This is a genomic window from Lysobacterales bacterium (genome assembly GCA_016721845.1).
GTDB lineage: Bacteria > Pseudomonadota > Gammaproteobacteria > Xanthomonadales > Ahniellaceae > JADKHK01.
Genome location: JADKHK010000013.1, coordinates 2130439 through 2155000 on the forward strand (window position 1 = coordinate 2130439; position 24562 = coordinate 2155000).

General features: G+C 65.8%; 27 protein-coding genes. 17 read left to right on the forward strand and 10 right to left on the reverse strand.

Annotated features, from left to right (window positions below; translation table 11 throughout):
• Positions 1 to 5: 5 nt before the first annotated feature.
• From IPP28_17070 to IPP28_17095, 6 genes are all read right to left on the reverse strand, one after another.
• On the reverse strand, positions 6 to 197 hold the full coding sequence (locus tag IPP28_17070) for a zinc-finger domain-containing protein (protein ID MBL0042710.1): 192 nt from the start codon (positions 195 to 197) through the stop codon (positions 6 to 8).
• Positions 198 to 266: 69 nt separating this feature from the next.
• The gene (locus tag IPP28_17075; GenBank protein MBL0042711.1) at positions 267 to 776 is read right to left on the reverse strand and encodes a hypothetical protein; all 510 of its coding nucleotides are present in this window, start codon (positions 774 to 776) and stop codon (positions 267 to 269) included.
• 61 nt (positions 777 to 837) lie between these two features.
• Positions 838 to 1236 carry a DUF2541 family protein gene (locus IPP28_17080; GenBank protein ID MBL0042712.1) on the reverse strand — a complete coding sequence of 133 codons (399 nt, stop codon included), beginning with the start codon at positions 1234 to 1236 and terminating at the stop codon, positions 838 to 840.
• A gap of 80 nt (positions 1237 to 1316) precedes the next feature.
• Positions 1317 to 2015 carry a pirin family protein gene (locus tag IPP28_17085; protein MBL0042713.1) on the reverse strand — a complete coding sequence of 233 codons (699 nt, stop codon included), beginning with the start codon at positions 2013 to 2015 and terminating at the stop codon, positions 1317 to 1319.
• Between the two features lie 52 nt (positions 2016 to 2067).
• Positions 2068 to 2670, reverse strand: coding sequence for a polyisoprenoid-binding protein (locus IPP28_17090; protein ID MBL0042714.1), 603 nt, complete (start codon positions 2668 to 2670; stop codon positions 2068 to 2070).
• A gap of 28 nt (positions 2671 to 2698) precedes the next feature.
• Positions 2699 to 3304 (reverse strand): malonic semialdehyde reductase, encoded by a 606-nt coding sequence (locus tag IPP28_17095; GenBank protein ID MBL0042715.1) that lies wholly within the window; start codon positions 3302 to 3304, stop codon positions 2699 to 2701.
• 132 nt (positions 3305 to 3436) lie between these two features.
• On the opposite strand from IPP28_17095, the gene IPP28_17100 reads away from it, so the two are divergent.
• Positions 3437 to 4396, forward strand: coding sequence for a mitochondrial fission ELM1 family protein (locus tag IPP28_17100; protein MBL0042716.1), 960 nt, complete (start codon positions 3437 to 3439; stop codon positions 4394 to 4396).
• Here the strand turns inward: IPP28_17100 and IPP28_17105 are convergent.
• Both IPP28_17105 and IPP28_17110 read right to left on the reverse strand, forming a co-directional pair.
• Positions 4393 to 6282 (reverse strand): MFS transporter, encoded by a 1890-nt coding sequence (locus tag IPP28_17105; protein ID MBL0042717.1) that lies wholly within the window; start codon positions 6280 to 6282, stop codon positions 4393 to 4395. The two genes, IPP28_17100 and IPP28_17105, sit on opposite strands and share 4 nt — an antisense overlap.
• A 99-nt stretch (positions 6283 to 6381) precedes the next feature.
• A complete protein-coding gene (locus IPP28_17110; protein MBL0042718.1) occupies positions 6382 to 7794 on the reverse strand; it encodes a choice-of-anchor D domain-containing protein in 1413 nt (470 codons plus the stop codon).
• 209 nt (positions 7795 to 8003) lie between these two features.
• On the opposite strand from IPP28_17110, the gene aroQ reads away from it, so the two are divergent.
• From aroQ to nudC, 9 genes are all read left to right on the forward strand, one after another.
• Positions 8004 to 8474 (forward strand): type II 3-dehydroquinate dehydratase, encoded by a 471-nt coding sequence (aroQ, locus tag IPP28_17115; protein MBL0042719.1) that lies wholly within the window; start codon positions 8004 to 8006, stop codon positions 8472 to 8474.
• A 38-nt stretch (positions 8475 to 8512) separates the two neighbouring features.
• A complete protein-coding gene (locus IPP28_17120; GenBank protein ID MBL0042720.1) occupies positions 8513 to 9001 on the forward strand; it encodes an acetyl-CoA carboxylase biotin carboxyl carrier protein in 489 nt (162 codons plus the stop codon).
• A gap of 10 nt (positions 9002 to 9011) precedes the next feature.
• Positions 9012 to 10376 carry an acetyl-CoA carboxylase biotin carboxylase subunit gene (accC, locus tag IPP28_17125; protein ID MBL0042721.1) on the forward strand — a complete coding sequence of 455 codons (1365 nt, stop codon included), beginning with the start codon at positions 9012 to 9014 and terminating at the stop codon, positions 10374 to 10376.
• Between the two features lie 13 nt (positions 10377 to 10389).
• Positions 10390 to 11274, forward strand: coding sequence for a 50S ribosomal protein L11 methyltransferase (prmA, locus tag IPP28_17130; GenBank protein ID MBL0042722.1), 885 nt, complete (start codon positions 10390 to 10392; stop codon positions 11272 to 11274).
• A gap of 24 nt (positions 11275 to 11298) precedes the next feature.
• Positions 11299 to 12069, forward strand: coding sequence for a zinc-ribbon domain-containing protein (locus tag IPP28_17135; protein MBL0042723.1), 771 nt, complete (start codon positions 11299 to 11301; stop codon positions 12067 to 12069).
• A gap of 69 nt (positions 12070 to 12138) precedes the next feature.
• Complete coding sequence (locus tag IPP28_17140; protein ID MBL0042724.1) at positions 12139 to 12906, forward strand: hypothetical protein; 768 nt, start codon at positions 12139 to 12141, stop codon at positions 12904 to 12906.
• Complete coding sequence (locus IPP28_17145; protein ID MBL0042725.1) at positions 12893 to 13384, forward strand: polymer-forming cytoskeletal protein; 492 nt, start codon at positions 12893 to 12895, stop codon at positions 13382 to 13384. The genes IPP28_17140 and IPP28_17145 overlap by 14 nt, the downstream gene beginning before the upstream one ends.
• A 55-nt stretch (positions 13385 to 13439) precedes the next feature.
• Positions 13440 to 13808: an iron-sulfur cluster insertion protein ErpA gene (erpA, locus tag IPP28_17150; GenBank protein MBL0042726.1), complete on the forward strand. Its 369-nt coding sequence runs from the start codon at positions 13440 to 13442 to the stop codon at positions 13806 to 13808.
• 2 nt (positions 13809 to 13810) lie between these two features.
• Positions 13811 to 14743 (forward strand): NAD(+) diphosphatase, encoded by a 933-nt coding sequence (nudC, locus tag IPP28_17155; GenBank protein ID MBL0042727.1) that lies wholly within the window; start codon positions 13811 to 13813, stop codon positions 14741 to 14743.
• On the opposite strand, the gene glnE is transcribed toward nudC, so the two are convergent.
• The gene (gene glnE / locus IPP28_17160; GenBank protein ID MBL0042728.1) at positions 14725 to 17505 is read right to left on the reverse strand and encodes a bifunctional [glutamate--ammonia ligase]-adenylyl-L-tyrosine phosphorylase/[glutamate--ammonia-ligase] adenylyltransferase; all 2781 of its coding nucleotides are present in this window, start codon (positions 17503 to 17505) and stop codon (positions 14725 to 14727) included. The genes nudC and glnE overlap by 19 nt on opposite strands.
• Positions 17506 to 17658: 153 nt before the next feature.
• On the opposite strand from glnE, the gene IPP28_17165 reads away from it, so the two are divergent.
• The 7 genes from IPP28_17165 to IPP28_17195 are packed head-to-tail and all read left to right on the forward strand — an operon-like array spanning position 17659 to position 23891.
• The gene (locus tag IPP28_17165; protein ID MBL0042729.1) at positions 17659 to 19299 is read left to right on the forward strand and encodes a peptidase M14; all 1641 of its coding nucleotides are present in this window, start codon (positions 17659 to 17661) and stop codon (positions 19297 to 19299) included.
• Positions 19296 to 20195, forward strand: a complete 900-nt coding sequence (xerC, locus tag IPP28_17170) for a tyrosine recombinase XerC (protein ID MBL0042730.1) — start codon at positions 19296 to 19298, stop codon at positions 20193 to 20195. The genes IPP28_17165 and xerC overlap by 4 nt, the downstream gene beginning before the upstream one ends.
• Complete coding sequence (locus IPP28_17175) at positions 20192 to 20935, forward strand: sulfite exporter TauE/SafE family protein (GenBank protein MBL0042731.1); 744 nt, start codon at positions 20192 to 20194, stop codon at positions 20933 to 20935. The genes xerC and IPP28_17175 overlap by 4 nt, the downstream gene beginning before the upstream one ends.
• A 41-nt stretch (positions 20936 to 20976) precedes the next feature.
• Positions 20977 to 21525 carry an ATP-dependent protease subunit HslV gene (gene hslV / locus IPP28_17180; protein ID MBL0042732.1) on the forward strand — a complete coding sequence of 183 codons (549 nt, stop codon included), beginning with the start codon at positions 20977 to 20979 and terminating at the stop codon, positions 21523 to 21525.
• 2 nt (positions 21526 to 21527) lie between these two features.
• A complete protein-coding gene (hslU, locus tag IPP28_17185) occupies positions 21528 to 22865 on the forward strand; it encodes an ATP-dependent protease ATPase subunit HslU (protein ID MBL0042733.1) in 1338 nt (445 codons plus the stop codon).
• Between the two features lie 52 nt (positions 22866 to 22917).
• Positions 22918 to 23532 carry a hypothetical protein gene (locus tag IPP28_17190; protein ID MBL0042734.1) on the forward strand — a complete coding sequence of 205 codons (615 nt, stop codon included), beginning with the start codon at positions 22918 to 22920 and terminating at the stop codon, positions 23530 to 23532.
• Positions 23532 to 23891 (forward strand): DUF971 domain-containing protein, encoded by a 360-nt coding sequence (locus tag IPP28_17195; GenBank protein MBL0042735.1) that lies wholly within the window; start codon positions 23532 to 23534, stop codon positions 23889 to 23891. Before IPP28_17190 ends, IPP28_17195 begins: the two co-directional genes overlap by 1 nt.
• Here IPP28_17195 and IPP28_17200 read toward each other — a convergent pair.
• Positions 23888 to 24553, reverse strand: a complete 666-nt coding sequence (locus IPP28_17200; protein MBL0042736.1) for a YihA family ribosome biogenesis GTP-binding protein — start codon at positions 24551 to 24553, stop codon at positions 23888 to 23890. The genes IPP28_17195 and IPP28_17200 overlap by 4 nt on opposite strands.
• Positions 24554 to 24562: the final 9 nt, after the last annotated feature.

Below are 24562 nucleotides of genomic sequence, written 5' to 3' on the forward strand. Positions count from 1 at the left end.
CGGAATCAGTCGAGCAACTGGTAGACCGCGCCGCAATACATGCAGCGCGCTTCCTTCTGCTCTTCGAGCGGCAGGTAGACGCGCGGATGCGAATTCCACAACGCCATGTCCGGGCTCGGGCAGGACACCGGCAGGTCGGCGCGCTTCACCTGATAGACGCGTTCGGTGTTGGCGGGTTTCGTGGCGTTCGCGGACATGGGCGCACCTTCGGGATCAGGCGCGCATTGTAGGCGCGCGGTGCAGCGCGCGCGAGCGGTACGCCGCCCTCAGTCCCACCAGACGCGCAGGGTGCGGTCGAAGATCGGGTCGACACTGAACTCGTCGGCCTGCAGTTCGTCGACGAAGACCTTGCGCAGTTCGTCGACCATCTTCGCGTGCGCCTTGGCGTCGATGCGTTCGCCGCGGTCGCCATCGGGCGAGTGTTCGCGCTGGCTCGTCCAGTACGGCAGCGCGATGAGCAGCACCGGCGACTGATCGCGGCCAAACCGATAGTGATCAATGCGTCCCTTGAAGCGTCCGAGTGCGGCCGCAACCTTGGCGCCATCGTAAGCGTTGTATTGATCGACGAGGGCGACGACGGCCTGCGCCGTATCGGTATCCAGTTCGTCCGTCAGGAAATTCAGCGAACGGAACTCGGCCTGGACCTGATCGCCATAACCCAGCTTGACGAAGGCGATGGCATCGTCCCTCAGCGTGCCTGCGTTCACGGGCGAACCCAGCATCGCCACACCCAGGCCGACCAGCACGCATTGCCGCATCCGGGCGGAGAAAATCATGGGTGCACATCCGTTCGGAGTCGGGAAAGGAGGCGCATGGTGGCGCCTCCGGGTCCCGGACTCAACGACCCCAGACCTCGACGCGGGCCTGGTCCAGCGACAGTTCGGTGTCGCCGATGAGGCCAATGGCCCTGACGCAACGTTCGCCACCGCGCAGGTCGATCCAGCGCGAATGACTGCCCTGGCCGATGCGATCCTTGACCGGCAAGTAGTCGACGCCACCCTTGGCGTAGCGCACCCACAGCTTCTCGATTTCGACCTGACCGCGTTCGATGCGCAACTGCACGGCGTTGATGCCGCGCCGGCATTTCTGGAAGCGGATCACGTCGGTGTCGTTCTCGACCTTGGTCAGGCGCGTGCTGCCGAGCAGGCGTTCGGCATCGGCGCGACTCGCGGACGGCACCAGCGAGGCCGTCACGAACACGGCGGCGGCGAGCAGCGTGGACAACGTCAGATTCATGGAGGACTCCCGATCCCGACCCCCATCGGGTCGGTCGGGAGCCTACAACGCGTGAACGGCGGACCGGTTGACCGACCCGGTCAGGGCAGATCGAACAGCAGGAACTCGGCGTCGTTCGCGGCTTCGATGCGCAGCCCGGTTTCACCTTCGATCGCGGCACCGTCACCCGCGAACAGGCGCTGGCCGTTCACCGTGACCTCGCCGCGCGCCACCTGCACCCAGCCGCGGCGGCTCGGCGCGAACGCGTGTTCGACCACATCGCCCGCCGCCAGCACGCTGCCGAACAGATCCGCGTTCTGACGCATCGTCAGCGCGCCGTCACGGCCATCGCCGCTGGCCAGCAGGCGCAGGCGCCCGCGCCGCGCATCGGCATCGAAATGCTTCTGCTCGTAGCCGGGCGCGATGTTCAGCTGGTCGGGCTGGATCCAGATCTGCAGAAAATGCACAGGTTCCATTTTCGAGGCGTTGAACTCGCTGTGCTGGATGCCGCTGCCGGCGCTCATGCGCTGCACGTCCCCGGGTCGGATCACCGAACCGGTACCGAGGCTGTCGCGATGTTCCAGCGCCCCGCCGAGCACGACGCTGATGATTTCCATGTTGGCGTGGCCGTGCGTCGGGAAGCCGCCGCCCGGTGCCACGCGGTCCTCGTTGATCACCCGCAACGGACCGAACCCCATGTGCGCCGGGTCGTAGTAGTGACCGAACGAAAAGGTGTGGCGACTGTCGAGCCAGCCGAAATTCGCGATGCCGCGGTCGCGGGACTTGCGCAGGGTGATCATGGATTCCTCGTCAGGTACGGCGCGACCGCTTCGGATCGCGCCGCAGGTGGATTTACGACTTTGCAGCTTCGGCGGCCGCCGGTGCGGCCTGGATGGTTTCGCTATCGATGCGGATCTTCACCACGTCGCCGATGTTCGGAATGCCGTAATTCATGCCGAAATCGCTGCGCTTGATCGTGCCTTCGGCATGGAAACCGATGGCCGGGCGCTTCGCGAACGGATGCGCAGCGACCTTCTTCATGGTCACGTCCAGCGTGACCGGCTTGGTCACGCCGAGCAGGGTCAGGTCGCCGGTCACGGTCAGGCCATTGTCGCCCTTGGCTTCGACCTTGGTGCTCTTGAAGGTCAGCTTGGGCTGATTCGTGGCATCGAAGAAGTCCTTGGTCTTGAGGTGCTCGTTGAGCTTGTCGACATCCATGTCGATGCTGGCGGCATCGATCGACACGTTGACGCTGGACTTGCTGATATCGGCATTGTCGATCAGCAATTCGCCGTCGAAGGCGCGGAACTCGCCCTGCATTTCCGACAGGCCCATGTGCTCGACGAAATAGAGGATGCTGGTGTGCGCCTTGTCGAAGTCGTAGCGGTCGGCGGCGGCGAGCGGGGCCGAAGCGAATACGGCGGCGGCAATCAGGGTGGCAAGGGTCTTCTTCATGGTGAGGCTCCGTGTGGGGTGCGTGGGGTCAAACGATCGTGCAGGCATCGGCAAAGGCGAGTCGCGGGCTGCGCGGATGCAGGGTGTCGCGACGGCCATAGCCGAGGTTGATCAGGAAACTGGACTTGATGGCAGTGCCGGCGAAGAACTCGGCGTCGACCTGGGCGGCATCGAAGCCACCCATCGGACCGCAGTCGAGACCGAGTGTGCGCGCCGCGATGATCAGATAGGCCCCCTGCAGCGAACTGTTGCGCAGCGCGCCCGGGAACAGTGCCGCCTCGCTCTTGCCGGCGAACCAGCTGCGCGCATCGGTATGCGGAAACAGGTAGGGCAGCTTCTCGTAGAACGCGAGATCAGTACCGATGATCGCGGTCACCGGTGCCGACATGGTCTTGTCGACATTGCCGGCGTCGAGCGCAGGCTTGAGCCGGGCCTTGGCCTCGGGTGTGCGCACGAACACGACCCGCGCCGGCGACGAGTTCGCCGCGGTCGGGCCCATGCGCGCGAGGTTCCAGATCTGTTCGAGCTGGGCATCCGACACGGCGCGGTCCTGCCAGGGATTCGGATTGCTGGCGAAGGTGCGCGCCTCCAGGAAGATCTGGTTCAAGGCATCCTGCGACAAGGGCTGATTCATGGTCGACTCCGTGCTGTGGCGATGACACAGAGTCGGGGCAGCCCGGTTTTTGTGCAAGGCACCACGACGCAATCGCGTCTTGCAGCCCTGCAAGGCTTTGCGGCGCGGCTGCGGCGGGCTAGGCTCGGACGGATGACTTCGCACCGTTTCGCCACCGTGCTCTCCCTGAGCGACCACACCGCCGGCAATCGACGCCAGGCGACGGCGCTCGCGCAGGCCCTGCGCGCCGATGCGCATCACGCCGAGGTGGCATTCCCGCATCTGGCGCGCTGGCTGGCGCCGTACCTGCCGGAACGGGCGTTCCACGCGCTGCCGACCCACGCGCGCGACGCCGAGGGTCCGTTGCTCGCGATCGGCTGCGGTCGCCAGGCCGCACTGGCCTTGCGTGCGCTCAAGCGGGCGCGCGGCCGCGATGTGTTCACGCTGCAGATCCTCGATCCGCGCTGCAAGCTCGACGATTTCGACTTGCTGGTGGTGCCCGAACACGATGGCCTGGCCGGCCCGAAGGTATTGCGCACGCTCGGCGCCCTGCATCCGGTCGACGAGCGCTGGCTGTCCCAGGCGCGCGAGAACTTCCGCGATTTCGCCGGCCGGCCGACGCCGTGGACCAGCGTGTTGATCGGTGGCCCGAACCGCGCCCAGAGCATCGACGCGCATTGGCTCGAACGCCTGTTCGACCAACTGGCCGGACAACGCCCGGACATCGGCACCCTGGCCGTCAGCGCGTCACGGCGCACGCCACCAAAGCTGCGCGAATTGATCCGCCGCCATGCGCTGAAACTCGACGCGATGGTCTGGCTGGACGAACGCGATGGACCGAATCCCTACCCGGCCCTGCTGGCCTATGCCAACCGCATCATCGTCTCGCCGGACTCGGTGAACATGATCTCGGAGGCCATCGCGGTTGGCGTACCCGTGCACACCTTGCTGACGCAGCCGCTCAAGGGCAAGCTGCAGCGCTTCCACGCCGCGCTGCGCGAACGCGGCCTGCTGCACGATCTGGCTGCCCGCGGCTGGCCACGCCCGCCGCTGCGCGAACTGCCGGCCATCGTCGACGAAGTGCGCGCGCGCCTGACCCACACCCTGGCTTAGGCCCAATCCCCGCGCAACGCGCGCACCCTGGCCTCCAGTGCCGCGGCACTGGCCTGTGCGGGCGCGACCGGGTCGCCGACGACCAGCGCGATATGCGACCAGAAACGGCGCGGCAGGCGGGCGCGGCCGAGCGCGGTGTCCTTGCGCGAGAACAGCGAACCCCAAAGACCGCGCAGCGCGATCGGCACCACCGGCACCTGGCGTGCGGCGAGAATGCGTTCGATGCCCGGGCGGAACGGCAACATCTCGCCGGTCCGCGTGATCGCGCCCTCCGGAAAGATGCCGACCACCTCGCCCGCCGCGAGCGCGCGATCGACTTCGGCATAGGCGCGTTCCAGCAATTGCGGATCGACCTTGGCCGAAGCGATCGGGATGGCTTTCGCGGTGCGGAAAATAAAGCTCAGCACCGGAATCCTGAAGATGCCGTGGTCCATCACGAAACGGATCGGCCGGCGCACGCTGCCACCGATGATCAAGGCGTCGACGAAACTGACGTGGTTGGCGACGACCACGCACGCGCCTTCGTCCGGCACCTTGTCGAGCCCCTCCACCTTCAACCGGTACAGGGTGTTGACGATGATCCAGACCAGGAAGCGCATCAGGAATTCGGGCACCAGGGTAAAGATGTACAGCGCGACGATCGCGTTCAGGACCGCCGTCGTGAGCAGCAATTGCGGGATCGAGAGCTTGAAGACATTGAGCAGCACCACCGCGACCACCGCGGCCGTGACCATGAACAACGCGTTGAGGATGTTGTTCGCTGCAATGATGCGCGACCGCCGTTTCGGGTCGGAGCGGCTTTGCACCAGCGCGAACAGCGGCACGATGAAGAAGCCGCTGAAGATGGCCATGCCGACCAGGTCGATCAGCACGCGCCACGCACCCGGCTGGGCCAGGAACGCGCGAATCGCGAGGTTCTGCTCGCCGACCGGATTCGGCCAGGCGAAAAACAGGTCGGCCCCGAACAGGGTCATGCCGATCGCGCCGAATGGCACCAGACCGATCTCGACCTTGTGCCCGGACAAGCGCTCGCACAGCATCGAACCGAGGCCGATGCCGATCGAGAACAGCGCCAGCAGCATCGTGTAGACGCCGGGTGCGCCACCCAGCACCTGCTTGGCAAAGGTCGGCAGCTGCGTGAAATACATCGCGCCGAAGAACCAGAACCAGGAAATGCCCAGACAGGACAGGAACACGGTGCGGTTCTCGCCCAGCAGTTTCAGCGTGCGCCAGGTTTCCTGCGGGATGTTCCAGTTGATCTTCAGTCCCGGATCGACCGGCGCCACTGCCGGCATCGCCCAGGCGGACGCCAGCCCGAGCAGGGCCAACCCGATCGCGACCCCGGATACCCAATACGGTCCGATCCCGGGAATCTGGATCAGCCCGGTGCCGAGCAGTGTGCCGAGCAGGATGGCGAGGAAGGTGGCCATCTCGATCAGGCCATTGCCACCGACCAGTTCCTTGTCGTCGAGCACCTGCGGCAGGATGCCGTACTTGAGCGGTCCGAACAGGGTCGAATGCAGGCCCATCATGAACAGCAAGGTCAGCAGCAGCGGAATATTGCCCTGGGTGAAGCCGACCGCTGCGACCACCATGATCGCGATTTCCAGCAGCTTCACCGCCTGCGCCAGCCGGGCCTTGTCGAACTTGTCGGACAACTGCCCGGCCGTGGCCGAGAACAGGAAGAACGGCAGGATGAACAGCGCTGCCGCGAGATTGGTGAGCGTGTGTTCCTCGGCATCGCTGAGTCCGGCCATCACGTAGGTGATGAGCACGATCAGCGCCTGCTTGAACACGTTGTCGTTGAATGCCCCCAACGCCTGGGTCAGGAAGAACGGCAGGAAGCGGCGTTCTTTCAGCAATGCGAACTGGTTCGGCGTACTCATGCAGGCTCCGGAATCTCACCCGGACGTTAGCAAACCCGACGCATGCATGGACATGCCGGGCGCGGAGTGTCGACTTCCGCGCCCGACAGCATCAACCGATCAGGCGAATCGGCGCGACCAGAGGGCGACACCGGCCAGCAACAGGACCAGCAGGCCAAGGCCCAGCACGGACAACGCCGGCACCGGCACCGAAGGCGCGAGCGCCGTACCCGTGAGCGAGAACGTGCCGCCAACGGCATTCGTGGTGACCGTCATGAACTGGCTCGACCCGGGGCCGCTGGTCGGCGCATAGGTGTACAGCAGGGTGCAGCTGGCGCCCGCTGCCAGAGCGAACGGGGTCGAAGCCGAGCAGGTCCCGCCGCTGCGGGCAAACGGTGCGGCCGCCGCCGTCAACGCAGTGACGTCCAGCGATCCGGTACCGGTGTTGGACAAGGTCACGGCCTGCGCTGCGCTGGTCGAACCGACGAGGACGCTGCCGAAGTCGATCACTGCCGGCGAGATCGTCAGGTTGCCCTGGGTGCCGTTGCCGCTGAGCGCGATCGAGCCGCTGCCCGTCGTGTTCGCGGTGACGGTCAAGGACTGGTTCGCCGCACCGGTGGCGGCCGGCGTGAAGGTGTAGTCGAGGGTGCAATTGGCGCCCGCGGCCAGCGTGATCGGCAAGGAGCCGCTGCAGGTACCGCCGCTGCGCGCGAACGAGCCCGAAGCCGCCGTCAGCGCGGTGACATCCAGGGACACGGTGCCGTCATTGCCCAAGGTGACGGTCTGCGCCGCACTCGTGGTTCCGACATTCTGGTTGCCGAAATTGATCGCGGTCGGCGTGATGGTCAGGTTGCCGGAACCGGCCACCGTCGGCGTGCCCAGCACATTCATCACGATGTGCATGTTCGGGAAGCCGACGGTGGCCAGACTGGTCGGCGCGGCAATACCGCAATCCGACGCCTGAATGTATCCGGGAGCACTCTGCCCACCGTTGTTGGAGCCGATGAAGAACGAATGGCCGGCAGTTTGCCCGCTCGGAGAAAAGACTTCGGCGACCAGCTCGGCGCCGGCAGGCACTGCCGCCGTCACCGGCGCTTCCAGGATCGTCAGGGTCTGATCAGCGACCGACACCGCCGCCGTTCCGACCAGCACGCGGGTTCCGGCCGGAAACGTACCGCCGGTGTTGGCGTAGATGTTCACCGTGACCGGCTGCGTCGTCGCCGGATCGCCGGCATTGGCCTGTTCAACACCAAACTGCAGTGCGCAGACATCGAAGCCGTTGGGAAACGCGCCGAGCGAAAACGCACGGAAATAGCTGTTGTTGGTGTGCAGACCGGTGGCGTTGCAGGAAATGCTCCCGGCCACGATCGACTGCGAGGTCGACTGCGTCAGCGTCGTCGTGCCGCAGCCGCCCAGCGCGCGCTGCCCTGCCGGCACGGCATTGACCACGCTGCTGCCGGAAAAGCTGGCTGCGGAAACCACGGATGCGAGGCCAAGCAAGGCCCCGCCGGTAAACAGGCGTCGAATCAACATGGAATCTCCCGAAAGTGTGATGGTGTTCAAGTCGAACTTGGGGAGCGTATCAAGAAATGCCGGATTCCGGCGAAACCGCCGGCACCACGTCCATACGCATCGAACGCCCGTTTCAAGCGCCGATTTAGCGCAAATCGCCTGCGATTCTGCGGCTAACTGGACAGGATTGTGTCGCGCCTGCAGACTACGGATTCTTTGACGGAAGCACCGTGGCGAAGATCCTGCTGCTCAATGGCCCGAACCTCAACCTGCTCGGCACGCGCGAGCCGGCGGTGTACGGACATGCGACGCTGACCGAGATCGAGCAGCACCTGCGCCGCCTGGCGGTGGCGAACGGCCACGAACTGGCGGCGCTGCAATCGAACAGCGAACTGGCCTGGATCGAGCGCCTGCACCTTGCGCGGACCGATGGAACGTCGTTCATCATCGTCAATCCGGGCGCGTTCACCCATCAAAGTGTCGCCATCCGCGATGCCATCGTCGCGACCGGCCTGCCCTTCGTCGAAGTGCATTTGTCGAACGTGCATGCGCGCGAACCGTTCCGGCATCGCTCGCTGTTTTCCGATCGCGCCACAGGCGTCATCGCCGGCCTCGGGCCGGAAGGCTATGAATTCGCATTGACCGCCGCGTTCCGCCGACTGCAACTGGTCGCGGCAAACGGCATCCAGACGGGGATCTGAGCCTGGCGCTCGGATGCATTGAACACGGGAGGAACACCATGGATCTTCGCAAGATCAAGAAACTCATCGACCTGCTTGAAGCCAGCGACCTGAGCGAACTGGAAATCAAGGAGGGCGAGGAAGTCGTGCGTCTGGCGCGCATGCCGAAGAACATGCCGGTGATGATGTCCGCGCCCGCCGCGGCCGCTCCGGTGACGCATGTGCATGTCGAACAGCGTCCGAGTGCCGGCGGCCAGCACCACGCGCATGTCGAGGCCAGCCACGGCGGGGGCGGTGGTCGCGAACTGCCGGATGGTCACGTCATCCGCGCACCGATGGTCGGTACCTACTACGCCTCGCCGAACCCGGAAGCACCCGCTTTCGTCAAGGTCGGCCAGCAGGTCAAGGCCGGCGATGTGCTCGGCATCATCGAAGCGATGAAGATGTTCAACCAGATCGAGGCCGACATCTCGGGCACGGTCACCGCCATCCTGTCGACCAGCGGCCAGCCGGTCGAATTCGACGAACCCATGTTCGTGATCAGCTGAGCGCGCCCCGATGCTCAACAAGGTCGTCATCGCCAACCGCGGCGAAATCGCGCTCCGCGTGCTGCGCGCCTGCCACGCGCTGGGCATCAAGACCGTCGCGGTGCATTCCACCGTCGACCGCAATCTCAAACATGTCGGCATGGCCGATGAATCGGTCTGCATCGGCCCGGCGCCGGCCTCCGACAGCTATCTCAACATTCCGCGCATCATTTCCGCCGCCGAAGTGACCGACGCCGAAGCCATCCATCCCGGCTACGGTTTCCTCAGCGAAAACGCCGACTTCGCCGAACGCGTCGAGAAATCCGGCTTCGTCTTCATCGGCCCGACCGCGGACGTGATCCGCCTGATGGGCGACAAGGTCGAGGCGATCAAGGCAATGAAGGCCGCGGGCGTGCCCTGCGTGCCCGGATCCGGCGGTCCGCTCGGCGAGAACACCGAGGAAAACGCGAAGTTCGCGAAGGACATCGGCTACCCGGTGATCATCAAGGCCGCCGGCGGCGGCGGCGGTCGCGGGATGCGCGTCGTGCACACCGAAGCGGCCCTGCACAATGCCATCAGCACCACCAAGGCCGAAGCCAAGGCGGCCTTCGGCAACGACATGGTCTACATGGAGAAATTCCTCGAAAACCCGCGCCATATCGAGATCCAGGTGCTCGCCGATGGCCAGGGCAACGCGATCCATCTCGGCGAACGCGACTGCTCGATGCAGCGCCGCCACCAGAAGGTCGTCGAGGAAGCCCCCGCCCCCGGCATCACCCCGGAACAGCGCGAGGAGATCGGCAAGGTCTGCGTCGAAGCCTGCATCCGCATCGGCTATCGCGGCGCCGGCACCTTCGAGTTCCTGTACGAGAACGGCCGCTTCTACTTCATCGAGATGAATACGCGCATCCAGGTCGAACATCCGGTGACCGAACTCGTCACCGGCGTCGATCTGGTCCGCGAGCAACTGCTCATCGCCAGCGGCCACAAGCTGTCGATCCAGCAGAGCGACATCGTGCTGCGCGGCCATGCCATCGAATGCCGCATCAATGCCGAAGACCCTGACACCTTCATGCCGAGCCCCGGCCTGATCAAGCGTTTCCACGCACCGGGCGGTCCGGGGGTGCGGGTCGACACGCATATCTACGACGGCTACCGCATCCCGCCGAACTACGATTCGATGATCGGCAAGCTGATCGTGCACGGCGCAACGCGCGAACAGGCGATCTCGCGCATGCGCGTGGCGCTGGCCGAAATGGTCGTGGACGGCATCAAGACCAATGTGCCGCTGCAGTCCCGGATCATGGCCGACCGTGGCTTCCAGTCCGGCGGCATGAACATCCACTACCTCGAAAAACGCATTGCCGAACGCAAGGACAAGCCGATCGGGCTGTAACGGAGACGCAAGGATGGCCTGGCTGGAATTGTCGATCGAGGTCGAGCAACGCTCGCTGTCGCGGGTCGAGGCGGCCCTGGAAGATCTGGAAGCGGCATCGATCACCCTGCTCGATGCCGAGGATCACCCGATCCTCGAACCCGGCCCCGGCGAAACGCCGCTGTGGCCGCAGGTGACGATTCGCGCACTGTTTCCCGACCACGTCGACCGCATCGGCCTGTTCGACGCGCTGCAGATCATGGTGCCGTGGCTGACGCCGGAAAAGATCACCGCGCGCGGGGTCGCCGACGAGGACTGGACGCGGGTCTGGATGGACACGTTTCAGCCGATGCAGTTCGGCCGCCGCACCTGGATCTATCCGTCCACCAGCGAACCGCCGGCGGACGCCGAGGCCGCGATCGTGCGCCTCGACCCCGGCCTCGCCTTCGGCACCGGCACGCATCCGACGACGGCCCTGTGTTTGAGCTGGCTCGACGGCCTCGACCTGCGCGGCAAGACCGTGCTCGATTTCGGTTGCGGCTCCGGCATCCTCGCCATCGCCGCACTCAAGCTGGGTGCGACGCGCGCGATCGGCATCGACAACGACCCGCAGGCGATCATCGCCAGCCGCGACAACGCCGAACGCAACGGCGTGGTCGGGCAACTCGATCTCTACCTGCCGGAGGACGTTCCGTCCGACCTGACCGCCGATGTCGTCGTCGCGAACATCCTCGCCGGCGCGCTGATTGCGCTGCAGCCCGTGATCACCGCCCATTGCCGCGCCGGCAGCCCGCTCGCCTTGTCCGGGGTCTTGGGCGATCAGGCCGAGGAAGTGGCGGCCGCCTACCGTGGCGACTTCGACGACTTGTGCGTGACGGCACAAGAAGACTGGGTACGGATCGGCGGCGTCCGTCGCTGATCGCGCTGCGGCATAATCGCCGCGATGTACACCCAGTGTCCCGAATGCCTGACGATCTACCGGATTCCGGTCGATGCGCTGACGCGCGCGCACGGGCGTGCGCGTTGCGGTGTGTGCCGGGCCGAATTCGATGCGCTGGCGACCCTGGCGGATCATCTGCCGACGGAACCGGTGAACAAGCTGGAACGCCATCAACCGGGACCGTTGCCGATCCTCGACGTACCGGCGATGCGGCCCAAGGCTGGTCAGCACGACCTGTTCGCGATCGACGAGGATGAGGAGATCGCGCCAGCACCCAGTTTCGTGCACGAGCCGCGGCCAACACCGCGCGGCAGCCGCATGCTGCGCTACGCCAATCTGCTGTTGCTGCTCGGCCTGCTCGCTCAGGCGACCTATGCCGGGCGCAGCTGGTGGATGAACGAGCCGCGACTGCGACCCTGGCTGGATGCCGCCTGCCTGCGCTTCGACTGCCGGCTGCCACCGCGCACCGACCTTGGCCAGATCGCGCTGGTCTCGCGCGATGTGCGCCCGCACCCGAGCCAGGCCGGCGCCCTCATCATCTCGGCAACGATGCTGAATCGCGCCGCATTCACCCAGCCCTACCCGATCGTCGAGATCACCCTGTCCGATCTCGACGAGCAACGCGTCGCGATGCGCCGGGTCGCGCCGCAGGACTATCTGGTCGATGCGCGTGCGCTGGCGCGCGGACTCGCCCCCAATGCGACGGCAACGATCGATCTCGAAGTGCAAGACCCCGGCCGCAATGCGGTCGCGTTCGAGTTCAAATTCCGTTAAAGGCGGAATGTTTCCTTGCCGCACGCAAACAGCGCCGGCTATAACGCGCCTTCGCCTTTGCTGCCGTACATGAAGAACCCGTTCCGATCCCACCCCAGTTCGACGCCGATGATCGTGCAGGCGCACGATCCTGCCGGCACGCGCCGCGCTCGCATCGCGCTGGTCGCCGGCTGGCTGCTGAGCCTGGCGGCGACCTGGCTGATCGCGTCCTATCTGGCCGCGCCCGGCCTGTTCGACATGCGCCAGCGGCTGACCCAAGCCGAGTCGGAACGGGACCGCAGCCGCGACGAACTCGAGCAGGCGCGCGCGAAGCTCAGCATCAGCGAGCGCTCCGATCAGGTATCGCGCAGCGCCAACGAGGTCCTGCAGGAATCCCTGACCGCGAGCGAGGATGAGATCGCCTCGCTGCGCGCCGACCTGGCGTTCTATCAGCGGCTGATGGGCGGCAAGGCGCCGCGCCAGGGGTTGACGGTGCAGCAACTGGCCCTGCGCCGCATCGGCGACGGCGACGGTTACGAGATGCGCGCGACACTGACCCAGAACCTGCGCAAGGGCGAGATCACCAGCGGTTCGGCCAGCATCCGCGTCGAAGGCATGCTGAAGGGCGCACTGCGCGCGCTCGAATGGAACGAACTGCCCCAGCACAAGCCGGCACAGGCGCCGGATTTTTCCTTCAAGTATTTCCAGGAACTCGACGTCAGCTTCGTGCTGCCGGAAGGCTTTACCCCCAACCGCGTCGTGCTCGTGATGAAATCCGCGCAGGGCGACCAATTCGAGCGCAGCTTCCCCTGGGATCAGACACTCGCCACCGGAGCAGATGAGCATGTTTGGAAGTAACAAGAACAGCAACAACCGGCCGACGATGACGATCGACACGCTGATCGGCGCCAAGACCAAGATCAAGGGCGACATCACGTTTTCCGGTGGCTTCCGCGTCGACGGCTGCGTCGTCGGCACCGTCAGCTCGGACGGCGGTCCGGACTCGGTCCTGTCGATTTCCGACCAGGGTTCGGTGGAAGGCGAAGTGCGCGCCCCGCACGTGATCATCAACGGCGTCATGAAGGGCGACGTGATCGCCAGCGAACGGGTCGAACTCGCGGCGCAGGCGCGCGTGCATGGCAACGTGCATTACAAGGTGCTGGAAATGGCTGCGGGCGCGCAGATCACCGGCCGCGTCGTGCGCGAGGACGAACCCCGCAAGCAATTGCCGAAGCCCGAGCCCAAAGCCGACGTCGCCGCCGGCGACGGCGAATCGGCGATCGACGTGCGCGTCGAGCCCAGGGACAAGTCCAAGGTCGACGCCAAGCGCAACTGACCGGTTGAATCACGCGTGCGCCAGCCCGATCTGAAGGTGCAGCCAGGAGTTCGTCATGAACGAGATCGCCACCCCGAATTACCAGACCAGTGCCGCTTCGGCGCTGAACTTCACTGCGTCAGCGGCGCGCAAGGTGCGCGAACTGATCGATGAAGAGCAGAACCCGGCGCTGAAGCTGCGCGTCTACATCCAGGGTGGCGGCTGTTCGGGCTTCCAGTACGGCTTCAGCTTCGAGGAAGCGGCCGAGGAGGATGACCTCGCGGTCGAACGCGATGGCATCACCCTGCTCTGCGACCCGCTCAGCCTGCAATACCTCGGCGGCGCCGAGATCGATTACAGCGAGAGTCTGCAGGGTGCGCAGTTCGTGATTCGCAATCCCAATGCGAAGACGACTTGCGGCTGCGGTTCGTCGTTCACGGTCTGAGCATGGACGTCGCGTTCATCGGCGGCGCGCTGGACCGTAACGGCGAATCGCGCGATGACGCTCGCTGGTTGCGAGCGCGCTTCGACGATGATCTCGCCCAGGTCATCGTGCTGCGCGGCCATCGCGATGTGCTGCTCGCGCAACCGGAACCGCGTCTGCTCAGCATCCCGCTGCCGCTGCTGCGCGACCGCTTCGAATTCGAACGCTTCAACTACCTCGGCCAGCAGGATGTGCGCACGCTGTTCGCGCTCGCGTTGCGCGATGACGAACACGATGAGTTCGCGGCGATCCACCAGGCCGTCGCCAGCGAGTTGCGCGCCGCTGCGATGAACCTGCCACCGCATGAGGCTGGCCTCGCCGCATTTGCGAGCTCGCTCGCCTACTGGCAATCGCGCTCGCGCCATTGCAGCGTCTGCGGTTCACGCACGATCTTCACCGCCGGCGGCCATCGCGCCCTGTGCAGCAACGGCGATTGCGGCGCAGCGTTCTTCCCGCGCACCGATCCCTGCGTGATCATGCTCGTGCACGACGGCGAACGCGCCTTGCTCGGACGCCAACCGTCCTGGCCGGAAGGCCGCTATTCGACCCTGGCCGGTTTCGTCGAACCCGGCGAAACCCTCGAAGATGCGGTGCGCCGCGAGACCTTCGAGGAGGCAGGGATCCGCGTTGGCGACTGTCACTACCAGGGCTCGCAACCCTGGCCATTTCCGGCCTCGCTGATGCTCGGATTCCGCGCGCAGGCCCTCTCCAACGACATCCGCATCGGCGCGGAAATGGCCGACGTGCGCTGGTTCACCCGCCACGAACTCCGCTCCGGCGCCGTCAAGCTCTCGCCACGCTTCTCGATCTCGCGTCATCTCATCGACACCTGGATCGCCGGCGAGGCCACGACCGAGCATCACCCGCAAACAGGTGCTTACGTCCAGATGCCATAGCGTTTGAGAATGGCCACGGTCGCATCGGTCCACGCCTGCAGGTCCGCATCGCGCGCAATCACGCGCGGGCGCAGATCGAGGCTGCAATCGAGGGCGCGACTCAGGCATTCCTGATGGGTACGCAGCAGCACCGCCTGCGATTCGCCGTCGAGCACGCCGACGGCATGCAATGCGGCAATCAGTTGCGGCGTACGACCGATCGTCGCCAGTCCCGAGTGGACATGCGCATGCGCAAGCACCAGCGCCTGCAGCAGGAATTCGATATCGACCAGGCCGCCTCGGCCCTGCTTCAGGTCGAAGCGGTCGGCACTGCTGCGATCCAGCTCGGTGCGCCAGCGCTCGCGCATGCGCGCGACTTCGGCAAACACGGCGGCGGGATCGCGCAGGGTCTCGAGCACATCGCCACGAACTCGGGCAAATCGCGACTGCAAGTCCCCCGGCCCGGCCACCGCACAGGCGCGGACCAGGGCCTGGTGTTCCCACAGCCAGGCGCGCTCCCGTTGATAGTCGGCGAACGATGCCAGCGAGGACACCGGCAGCCCTTTCGCGCCGTCGGGGCGCAGGCGCATGTCGACATCGTAGAGATTGCCGGCCTGCGTCGTCGTCGCCAGCCAATGCAGCACGCGTTGGGCAAGTCGCGAAAACCAGCGCAGCGCTTCGAGCGGACGCGCCCCGTCGCTGCTGCGCTCGGCCAATCCTTCATCGAACACGAAGACCAGATCGAGATCCGAGCCGAAGCCGAGTTCGCGCGCGCCCAGGCTGCCGTATCCGACAATCAGGAACCCTTCGCCCGGCGTACCATGGGACACCGCCAGATCGCGCGTCGCCAGCGCCAGCGCATGCCGCAAGGCCGCCGAGGCGACGTCGGCCAGCGCGGTCGCGGCGTCGACGGCGTCGATCCGCCGCGCCAGCCAGGCCAGGCCGATGCGGAATACCAGACTCTGACGGGCGTCGTGCAAGGCCGCGAGCTCCGCTTCGACATCATTCGTGGTCGCCCGCGCGAGTTGCCGCGCGAAGGTCTCGGTAATCGCCGCCGCATCCGGCACCGCGTCGTCGAAGCGTTCGTCGAGCAGATCATCGAGCAACAGCGGATGCGCGATCACCCGCTCGGCGAGGAAAGCACTGTGCGCGAATACCTCGACCAGGCGTGCGCGCGCACCGCGCTTCTCGGACAGCAAGGCGAGGTACGCGGTGCGTCCGGCGATCGCGTGCAGTAACCGCACCACGCGCAGCGCGGCCGCTTCCGGTTCGGCCAGCGTCCGCACTTCCGCAAGCAGGCGCGGCACCGCGCGCTCGAAACGCTCGCGCGCGCGACTGTCGAGTCGACGCACGCCGAGACTGCCCATCAGGCTTTGCAAGGCCTCCGTCACCGCCGCGGACCAGCCGCCCAGCGCATCCTGCGCGCGCGTCTCGAATTCGTCGGCCACATGCAGGCCCTTCGCCCGCGTCGGCGCCTCCAGCGTGCGTGCGAACAGATCTGCGACCCAGGCGCGTTCGATCGTCAACGCCTCGAGCATCGCCGCGCTATCGGCAAAGCCGAGCGTGGCGGCGATGCGCGCACGCGCCAGAGCATCGTCCGGCAAGCTGTGCGTCTGTTCGTCGCGCAGCATCTGCACGCGATTCTCGGCGCGGCGCAGGAACAGATAAGCGCGGCGCAACCGCGCCGCGGTGTCGGCATCGAAATGTCCAAGCTGCTCGGCCGCGGCCAGCGCGTCGAGCAGACGCGGCGTACGCAACTCGGGTTCGCGGCCGGCACGAATCAGTTGCAGCAGCTGCACCGTGAATTCGACCTCGCGGATGCCGCCCGGACCGAGTTTCAGGTCCTGTTCGCGCTCGCGCCGTTCGACTTCGGCATCGATGCGCGCCTTCAGTTCGCGCAGGCCTTCGATCGCGGTGAAGTCGAGGTACTTGCGATACACGAACGGCCGCAGGCTCGTGATCAGTTCAGCCCCGGCCTCGCGATCACCGGCGATGCAACGCGCCTTGGTCCAGGCATAGCGTTCCCAGTCGCGGCCCTCGCGCTGGTAGTACTGCTCCATGGCCGCGAACGACAACGCGACGCGGCCGGCCGAACCGAACGGCCGCAGCCGATAGTCGACGCGCAACACGAATCCCGACGCCGCGACTTCGGACAGCAACTGCGCCAGTCGCTGGCCGACGCGGGCATGGAATTCCTCGGCGCTGATCGGGCGTGCACCGTCGGTGTCGCCGTGGTCGGCAAACGCCAGGATCAGGTCCACGTCGGACGAAAAATTCAACTCTCCGCCACCGAGCTTGCCCATGCCGATCACGCTCATGCGCGCGACCGCGCCGTCGCTGCGCCGCGGCCAGCCATAGCGCGCGGCTTGCTGCTGCTCGACATGGCGCAGCGCGCATTCGATGCAGTCTTCGGCGAGGCGGGTGGCGCGCGCCAGCGTGGCCAGCGTCGTTTCGTCGTCGCCCAGGTCATCGACCAGGATGCGCAGGCTGGTCGCACGACGAAAGCGGCGCAGCGCTTCGGCGAAATCCTCGCTGCGCTCGAAGCCGTACGGATCGGGCAAGGCCGGCGGCGTCTCCGCAACCACATCGTCGAGGAACTGCTGCGGCGCGCGCAGGGCGGCTTCGATCAGCCAGTCGCTCATCAGCAAGGCGCGGTCGCCGCATCGTGCCGACCAGGCCGAGGGCGGCCAGACCAGACCGTCTTCCACGAACCGGCGCTCGAGTTCGTCGTGGCGCTGGCCGAGGAAGGCACTCAGTTCGGGAATGCGTCGGGGATCGGTCATCGGCGCAGTTTCGCACGCCGGAAATTAAAAGCCCGCCGCGATCCGGGATCGCGGCGGGCTGCCCTCCCCTTCGGCCTTCCGGCCGGGGCCGCGCGAACATAGCGGCATCCACGAAGCAGTCACGCGGCGCTGCAACAATGCGAGAATGCGCCCATGAGCAAACCTCTGATCACCGCACTGCTGTTGATTTTCGCGCTGCCCGCCATCGCTGCGGACAATCAGTCGATCGTTCGAATCAATGACGGTGATGGCGCCTGGCGGCAACGCCTCGGCGAACATTTCGGCCACCTGCCGCGCGATCGCAAACGCGGCGAGATCGTGCTGCAGGTCGATGCCGCCGACTGGCGCTGGTTGCAGACGCAAGGTTATGCGCCGCGCTTCGATGCCGCGTTGAGCGCGCAGCTGCAGACCACGCTGGCCAAGACCATTCCCGGTTACAGCTGCTACAACACCGTCGAAGAGACCGATGCCTTCATCGACACGCAGGTGTCGACCCATCCGACGCTCGCGAGCATCGTCGACATCGGCGATTCCTGGGAGAAGACCTCACCCGGCGGACTTGCCGGATACGACCTGCGCTTGCTCAGGATCAGCAACAGCGCCGTCGTCGAGGACAAGCCGAAGATGATGGTGATGAGCGGCCTGCACGCGCGCGAATACACGCCGGTGCAGTTGAACCTGAAGTTCGCGGAGTGGCTGCTCGCGAACTACGGCACGAATGCGGAAGCAACCTGGCTGGTCGATCACAACGAATTCCACGTCTTGCTGCAGGCAAATCCGGATGGTCGCAAGATTGCCGAAGGCGGTTCCTCGCAGCGCAAGAACCGGCACTACTTCGGTTCGTGCAGTGGTACCGGCATCGGCGTCGATCTCAATCGCAACTTCCCGTTCTACTGGAACCTGGTGCCGGGTGGGTCCAGTGGCTCGCTGTGCAGCGACACCTATCGCGGCCCGACGCCCCGTTCGGAACCCGAGGCGGCCGCCGTCGACGACTACGTCACCTCGATCTTTCCGGACGCACGCACCGGCAGTGAGAACGACCTCAACGATGCGGCCAACGCGAACACGCCGACGATGTTCATCGACCTGCACAGTTACGGCGGCACCATCCTGTATCCGTGGGGCGTGGCCGTCACGCCGACGGCCGCAGCCAATGATGCGGCGTTCAAGGCGATGGCACGGCGCATGACCTGGTTCAACAACTACGACCCGGGGCAGTCCGGGTCGGCCCTGTACCTGACCGACGGCGCCTCCGATGACAACGCCTACGGCAAGCTCGGCGTGCCGGCCTTCACCTGGGAACTGGGCAGCAGCTTTTTCGATTCCTGCACGACCTTCAACAGCGAGTGGCCGGGCAACCTCGACGCACTGCGGTACGCCGCGCGTATCGTCCAGGCGCCGTACCTGCGTGCCGCCGGACCGGACGTGCACACGGTCGCGGCGATGCCGGCCGCAGTCGACCAAGGCACGCCGGTCACCATCTCGGCCACGGCCACCGATGCGCGGTTCAACCAGACCAGTGGCAGCGAGACGATCCAGAACATCATGTCCGCCCGCGCCTATGTCGACGTGCTGCCCTGGCAGTCGGGTGCCATGCCGATCGCGATGGCTGCGGCCGACGGCTCCTTCAACAGTGCAACGGAAGCGCTGAGCCTGAATCTCGCGACCGCGTCGCTGACCGACGGCCGGCATGTCGTCTACATCGAAGCCAGCGATGCCTCCGGTCGCGCCGGTGCAATCGGCGCAACCTTCCTGCAGATCAGCAGCGGCTTGCTGTCCGACGGCTTCGAATGAGCACACGCCGCAGCCGCATCGACGCCTTCCTGACCTGGCTGCGCGACGTCAAGCGGCTCGCGCCGAGCACGCTCGCCACGTATCGCCACGATCTTGAACGACTCGATGACTGGCTCGGCGGTTCGATGCCGATGGCCGACTGGGCGGAGCTGAAGCCGGACAGCGTGCGCGCGCACGTCGCCAACGAATTTCGCAACGGACTGTCCGGCGTGTCGTTGGCGAAGCGTCTGTCCGCCATCCGCAGTTTCTACCGCTGGTTGCTGCGCGAAGGCCATGCCCATGTGAATCCGGCCGACGGCATCCGCGCACCGAAGTCGTCGCGCAAGCTGCCGAACGTGCTCGACGTCGATGAAATGCAGGCCTTGCTCGACCATCCCGGCAACGCCACTCCAGCCTCCATCCGCGACAGGGCGATGTTCGAACTGCTGTATTCGTCGGCCTTGCGCGTGTCGGAACTGTGCGCGCTGCGCTGGCCCGATGTCGACTTCGGGCAACAGCTGGTCCGCGTTGTCGGCAAGGGTGCGAAGACGCGCGTGGTGCCGTTCGGGTCTCAGGCGGGCGCGGCTTTGCGCGCCTGGCGCGAGTTGGGCGTATCCGCGGCCGATGCCGCGGTGTTTCCGGACCGCACGGGCGCACCGGTATCGACCAACACGGTGCGCGAGCGACTCCGGAAGTGGGCGCAGTCGGCAGGGGTGTGGAAGCGCGTGCATCCGCATCTGCTGCGGCATTCCTGCGCCAGCCACCTGCTCGAATCCAGCGGCAATCTTCGTGCGGTGCAGGAGATGCTCGGCCATGCCGACATCGGCACGACGCAGATCTACACGCATCTCGATTTCCAGCACCTCGCCAAGGTCTACGACGCGGCCCACCCACGCGCACGCAAGAAACCGGAATGAGCCTGACCGATCTCGCGCTTGCTGCGCTGTTCCTGATCATCGCCGTGGCCTATGCCTCGGTCGGCCACGCCGGCGCGTCCGGCTACATCGCCGCGATGAGCCTGTTCGGACTCGCGCCCGCCACGATTCGTCCGGTCGCACTGGCGTTGAACGTGCTGGTCGCGAGCATCGCCGTATGGCGCTTCCATCGCGCCGGCTTGGTGGACTGGAAGCGGATGTTGCCCTTCGTGCTCGGCTCGATGCCGACCGCCTTCCTCGCTGCGAAGTACCTGCATTCGCCGGAACTGATCAAACGCGTGCTCGCAGCGGTGCTGCTGTTCGCCGCCATCCAGTTGTGGCGCACCGCCAGCGGTGCCGTGCGCGATGACGCCGCTGCGCGTGCACCGAATCCGCTGTTCGCGTCCGCTGCGGGCGCGACCATCGGCGTGGTGTCCGGGCTCACCGGCACCGGCGGCGCCATCTTCCTGACGCCGCTGCTGCTGTTCGCACACTGGGCAAAGACGCGCGAGGCCAGCGGCCTGTCCGCAGGCTTCGTGCTCGCGAATTCGCTGGCCGGTTTGGCCGGATTGAATGCAGCGGCGATCCAGTTCCCGCCGGCGATGCCCTGGTGGTTTGGCGCAGTTGCACTCGGCGCCGTGCTCGGTGCGCGCCTTGGCACGTCGAGGCTGCCGGTGCCGATGCTGAAGCGTGTGCTCGCCGTCGTGCTGGTGGTAGCGGCAGGAAAACTCGCGTTCACTTGACGCGCCCGTGAACGCCCCCATCTCCCCGCTTCCCACGGGAGATTGAGATGTCGAAACCCGAAACCTTTCATGCCACGACCATCGTGTCGGTGCGTCGCCATGGCCGCGTCGTGATCGGCGGCGACGGCCAGGTCACGCTCGGCAACACGGTGATGAAGTCGAACGCGCGCAAGGTGCGCCGACTCGGTCGCGGCGACGTGCTGGCCGGATTCGCCGGTGCCACCGCCGACGCCTTCACGCTGTTCGAACTGTTCGAGGCCAAGCTCGAAAAGCACGGCGGCCAACTCGTCCGCGCTGCCGTTGAGCTGGCGAAGGACTGGCGCACCGAGCGCCGCTTCGGCCGACTCGAAGCCCTGCTCGCGGTCGCCGACAAGCACACCTCGCTGATCATCAGCGGCAATGGCGACGTGATCGAACCCGAACACGGCCTGATCGCGATCGGCTCCGGCGGTCCGTTCGCGCAAGCGGCCGCGCGTGCGCTGCTCGAACACACCGATCTCGACGCCCGCAAGATCGCCGAGGCCGCGCTCAAGGTCGCGGGCGACATCTGCATCTACACCAACGGCCACACGTCGTTCGAGGAGCTGTGAGCATGGATCATTACACCCCGCAGCAGATCGTCGCCGAACTCGACAAGCACATCGTCGGACAACATGCCGCCAAGCGCGCGGTTGCAATTGCACTGCGCAATCGCTGGCGGCGGATGCAGCTTGCGCCCGAGCTGCGCAATGAAGTCACGCCAAAGAACATCCTGATGATCGGCCCGACCGGCGTCGGCAAGACCGAGATCGCGCGCCGCCTGGCGACGCTGGCGGAAGCGCCGTTCGTCAAGGTCGAAGCGACCAAGTTCACCGAGGTCGGTTATGTCGGCAAGGACGTCGAGGCGATCATCCGCGACCTGATCGACGTATCGGTGAAGATGGTCCGCGAGAAGGCCAAGGCCGGCGTACGCGCTCAGGCCGAAGCGAATGCCGAGGAACGTATCCTCGACGCGTTGCTGCCACGTCCGCAGGCGGTGCGCGTCTGGGGCGAGGAACCGAAGCACTCGGAAGAATCGAATGTCACCCGCGAGAAATTCCGGCAGATGCTGCGCGAGGGCAAGCTCGACGAACGCGAGATCGAACTCGAAGTCAACTTCAACGTCGGTGTCGACATCATGGCGCCGCCCGGCATGGAGGAAATGGGCGCACAGCTGAAGCAGATGTTCTCGCAACTCGGCAACCAGAAGTCGCAGAAGCGCAAGCTCACCGTCGCCAAGGCGCGTCCGCAACTCATCGAGGATGAGGCGTCGAAACTGTTGAACGAAGATGACGTGCGCGCACAGGCGCTGGAAGCCGCCGAACAACGCGGGATCGTCTTCATCGACGAGATCGACAAGGTCTGCCAGCGCTCGGACTGGGGCGGAGCGGGCGTCTCGCGCGAAGGCGTGCAACGCGACCTGCTGCCACTCGTCGAAGGTTCGACGGTAAGCACCAAGCACGGCCCGGTGAAAACCGACCATGTGTTGTTCATCGCCAGCGGTGCCTTCCACGTCGCCAAGCCGTCCGACCTGATCCCGGAGCTGCAGGGACGTTTCCCGATCCGCGTCGAATTGAACGCGCTGTCGGTCGACGATTTCGAGCGCATCCTCGCCGAACCACAGGCGGCGCTGACCAAGCAGTATTCGGCCTTGCTCGGCACCGAAGGCGTGCAACTCGATTTCCGTCCGGACGCGGTGCGCCGCCTCGCCGAGCTCGCGTTCGCGCTGAACGAGCGCCAGGAGAACATCGGTGCACGCCGCCTCTCGACTGTGCTCGAACGCCTGCTCGACCAACTCAGCTTCGAGGCCCCGCAGTCGGAAACCAAAACCGTCGTGATCGATGCCGCTTATGTCGATGCCGAACTCGGCGAGCTCGCCGGCAACCCGGACTTGAGTCGCTACATCCTGTAGGAATTCGCTGTGGTTGAGGAAACACTCGGCCACGAGCGGGTAGAATGGACGCATGACCAAGATCGTCGAACTCAAACCCAAGTCCATTCCGGCGCGGCTGCGCGAGGCGATGCGTGAACGCACCCTGGTGCGCGTGTGGCGCGAGAACCTGGAGCCCGGCAGTTTCACCGGCTATATCGCGACCGTGGGACAGGACCGTTTCCTGCTCTGGGCCTTGGGCGACTACATTGGTTTCGACGGCCTGTTCGTGCTGCGTTATCGCGATGTGACCCGGCTGGAGACCCCGGATCATCATGCCGATTTCCTGGAGAAGGCGATCACGCTGCGTGGCCTCACGCCCGAGCTGCCGATCACGTTCCCGCTGGATGACCTGCAGCAGATTCTGGTCGCGGCGGCCGAACGCGCACCGGCCATGAGCATCTATGTCGACACCGAAGCCGAGAACGAGATCTGCTACATCGGCAAGCTGCTCGGCTTCGAAGCCGATGGTTTCACCGTGCAGGAAGTCTCGCCGCATGCGGAATGGCTGCGCGAACCCTCGTTCTTCGGCTGGGACGAGGTCAGCTGCATCAGCATGAACGAGCCGTATGCGCTGGCCTTGTGCGAAGTGGCCGGCACGCCGCCAGCGCTCGAGAAGACCAGTATCGACACGCGCACCAAGCACTGATGGCCGTGTCGGCGCCGAGCCCGACGGCGATCACCCTGCATCGGGCCTCGCGTCTGCTGGAAGTCGGCTTCGACAACGGCGAGGTGTTCAGGCTCGATTGCGAATACCTGCGCGTGCATTCACCCAGCGCGGAAGTTCAGGGCCACGGGCCGAGCCAGCACATTCTGCAACTCGGCAAGCGCGGCGTGAACATCGTCGAGATTCGTCCCGTCGGGCAATACGGCGTCACCCTCGTGTTCGACGACGGCCACGACACCGGCATCTACAGTTGGGACACGCTGTATGCGCTCGGCCGTGACCATGCCCGCAACTGGGCGGAGTACCTCGCTGCAGTCGAAGCCAGCGGCGGATCGCGCTAGGCGCGCTCGATCCCCAGACGCTGCTCGACCCATTTCGTCGCGACATCGAGGCCGCTGCGCTCGGTCGAGGAGAACAGTTGCACACTGGCCGCGGCACGATGATCGGCCAGCCCCTTGCGGACTGCATGCAGCACGTTGGTCCCGGCGCTGCGACCAAGCTTGTCGGCCTTGGTCAGCAGGATATGCACCGGCAACACCCGGGCGCGGGCGAAAGCGAGCATGATCTGGTCGTATTCGGTCAGCGGATGGCGCACATCCATCGCCAGCAACAGCCCAGACAACGACTGACGCTCACGGAAGTATTCGTCCAGCGCACGATGCCAGACCTCCTGGATCTCGCCCGGCACTTTGGCGAAACCGTAGCCGGGAAGGTCGATCAGGCGGCGCTCGGCGTCGATCTGGAACACCACGAGCTGCTGCGTGCGCCCCGGCGTCTTCGACACGCGCGCCAACGCACTCTGGCCGGTCAGCGCATTCAATGCACTCGACTTGCCGGCATTCGAACGGCCGGCGAAGGCGATCTCGGCGCCGCGGTCCGGTGGCAGATGCTGCGGTGTCGGCGCGGACAGCAGGAACGTGGCCGCAGCGAGTGCCTTCGACGGCTTGAACTCGGGCTTCGGTGCGGGCTTGGACTGGGTCGATTTCTTGGGGGCGTAGGTCATGCGCGCAGT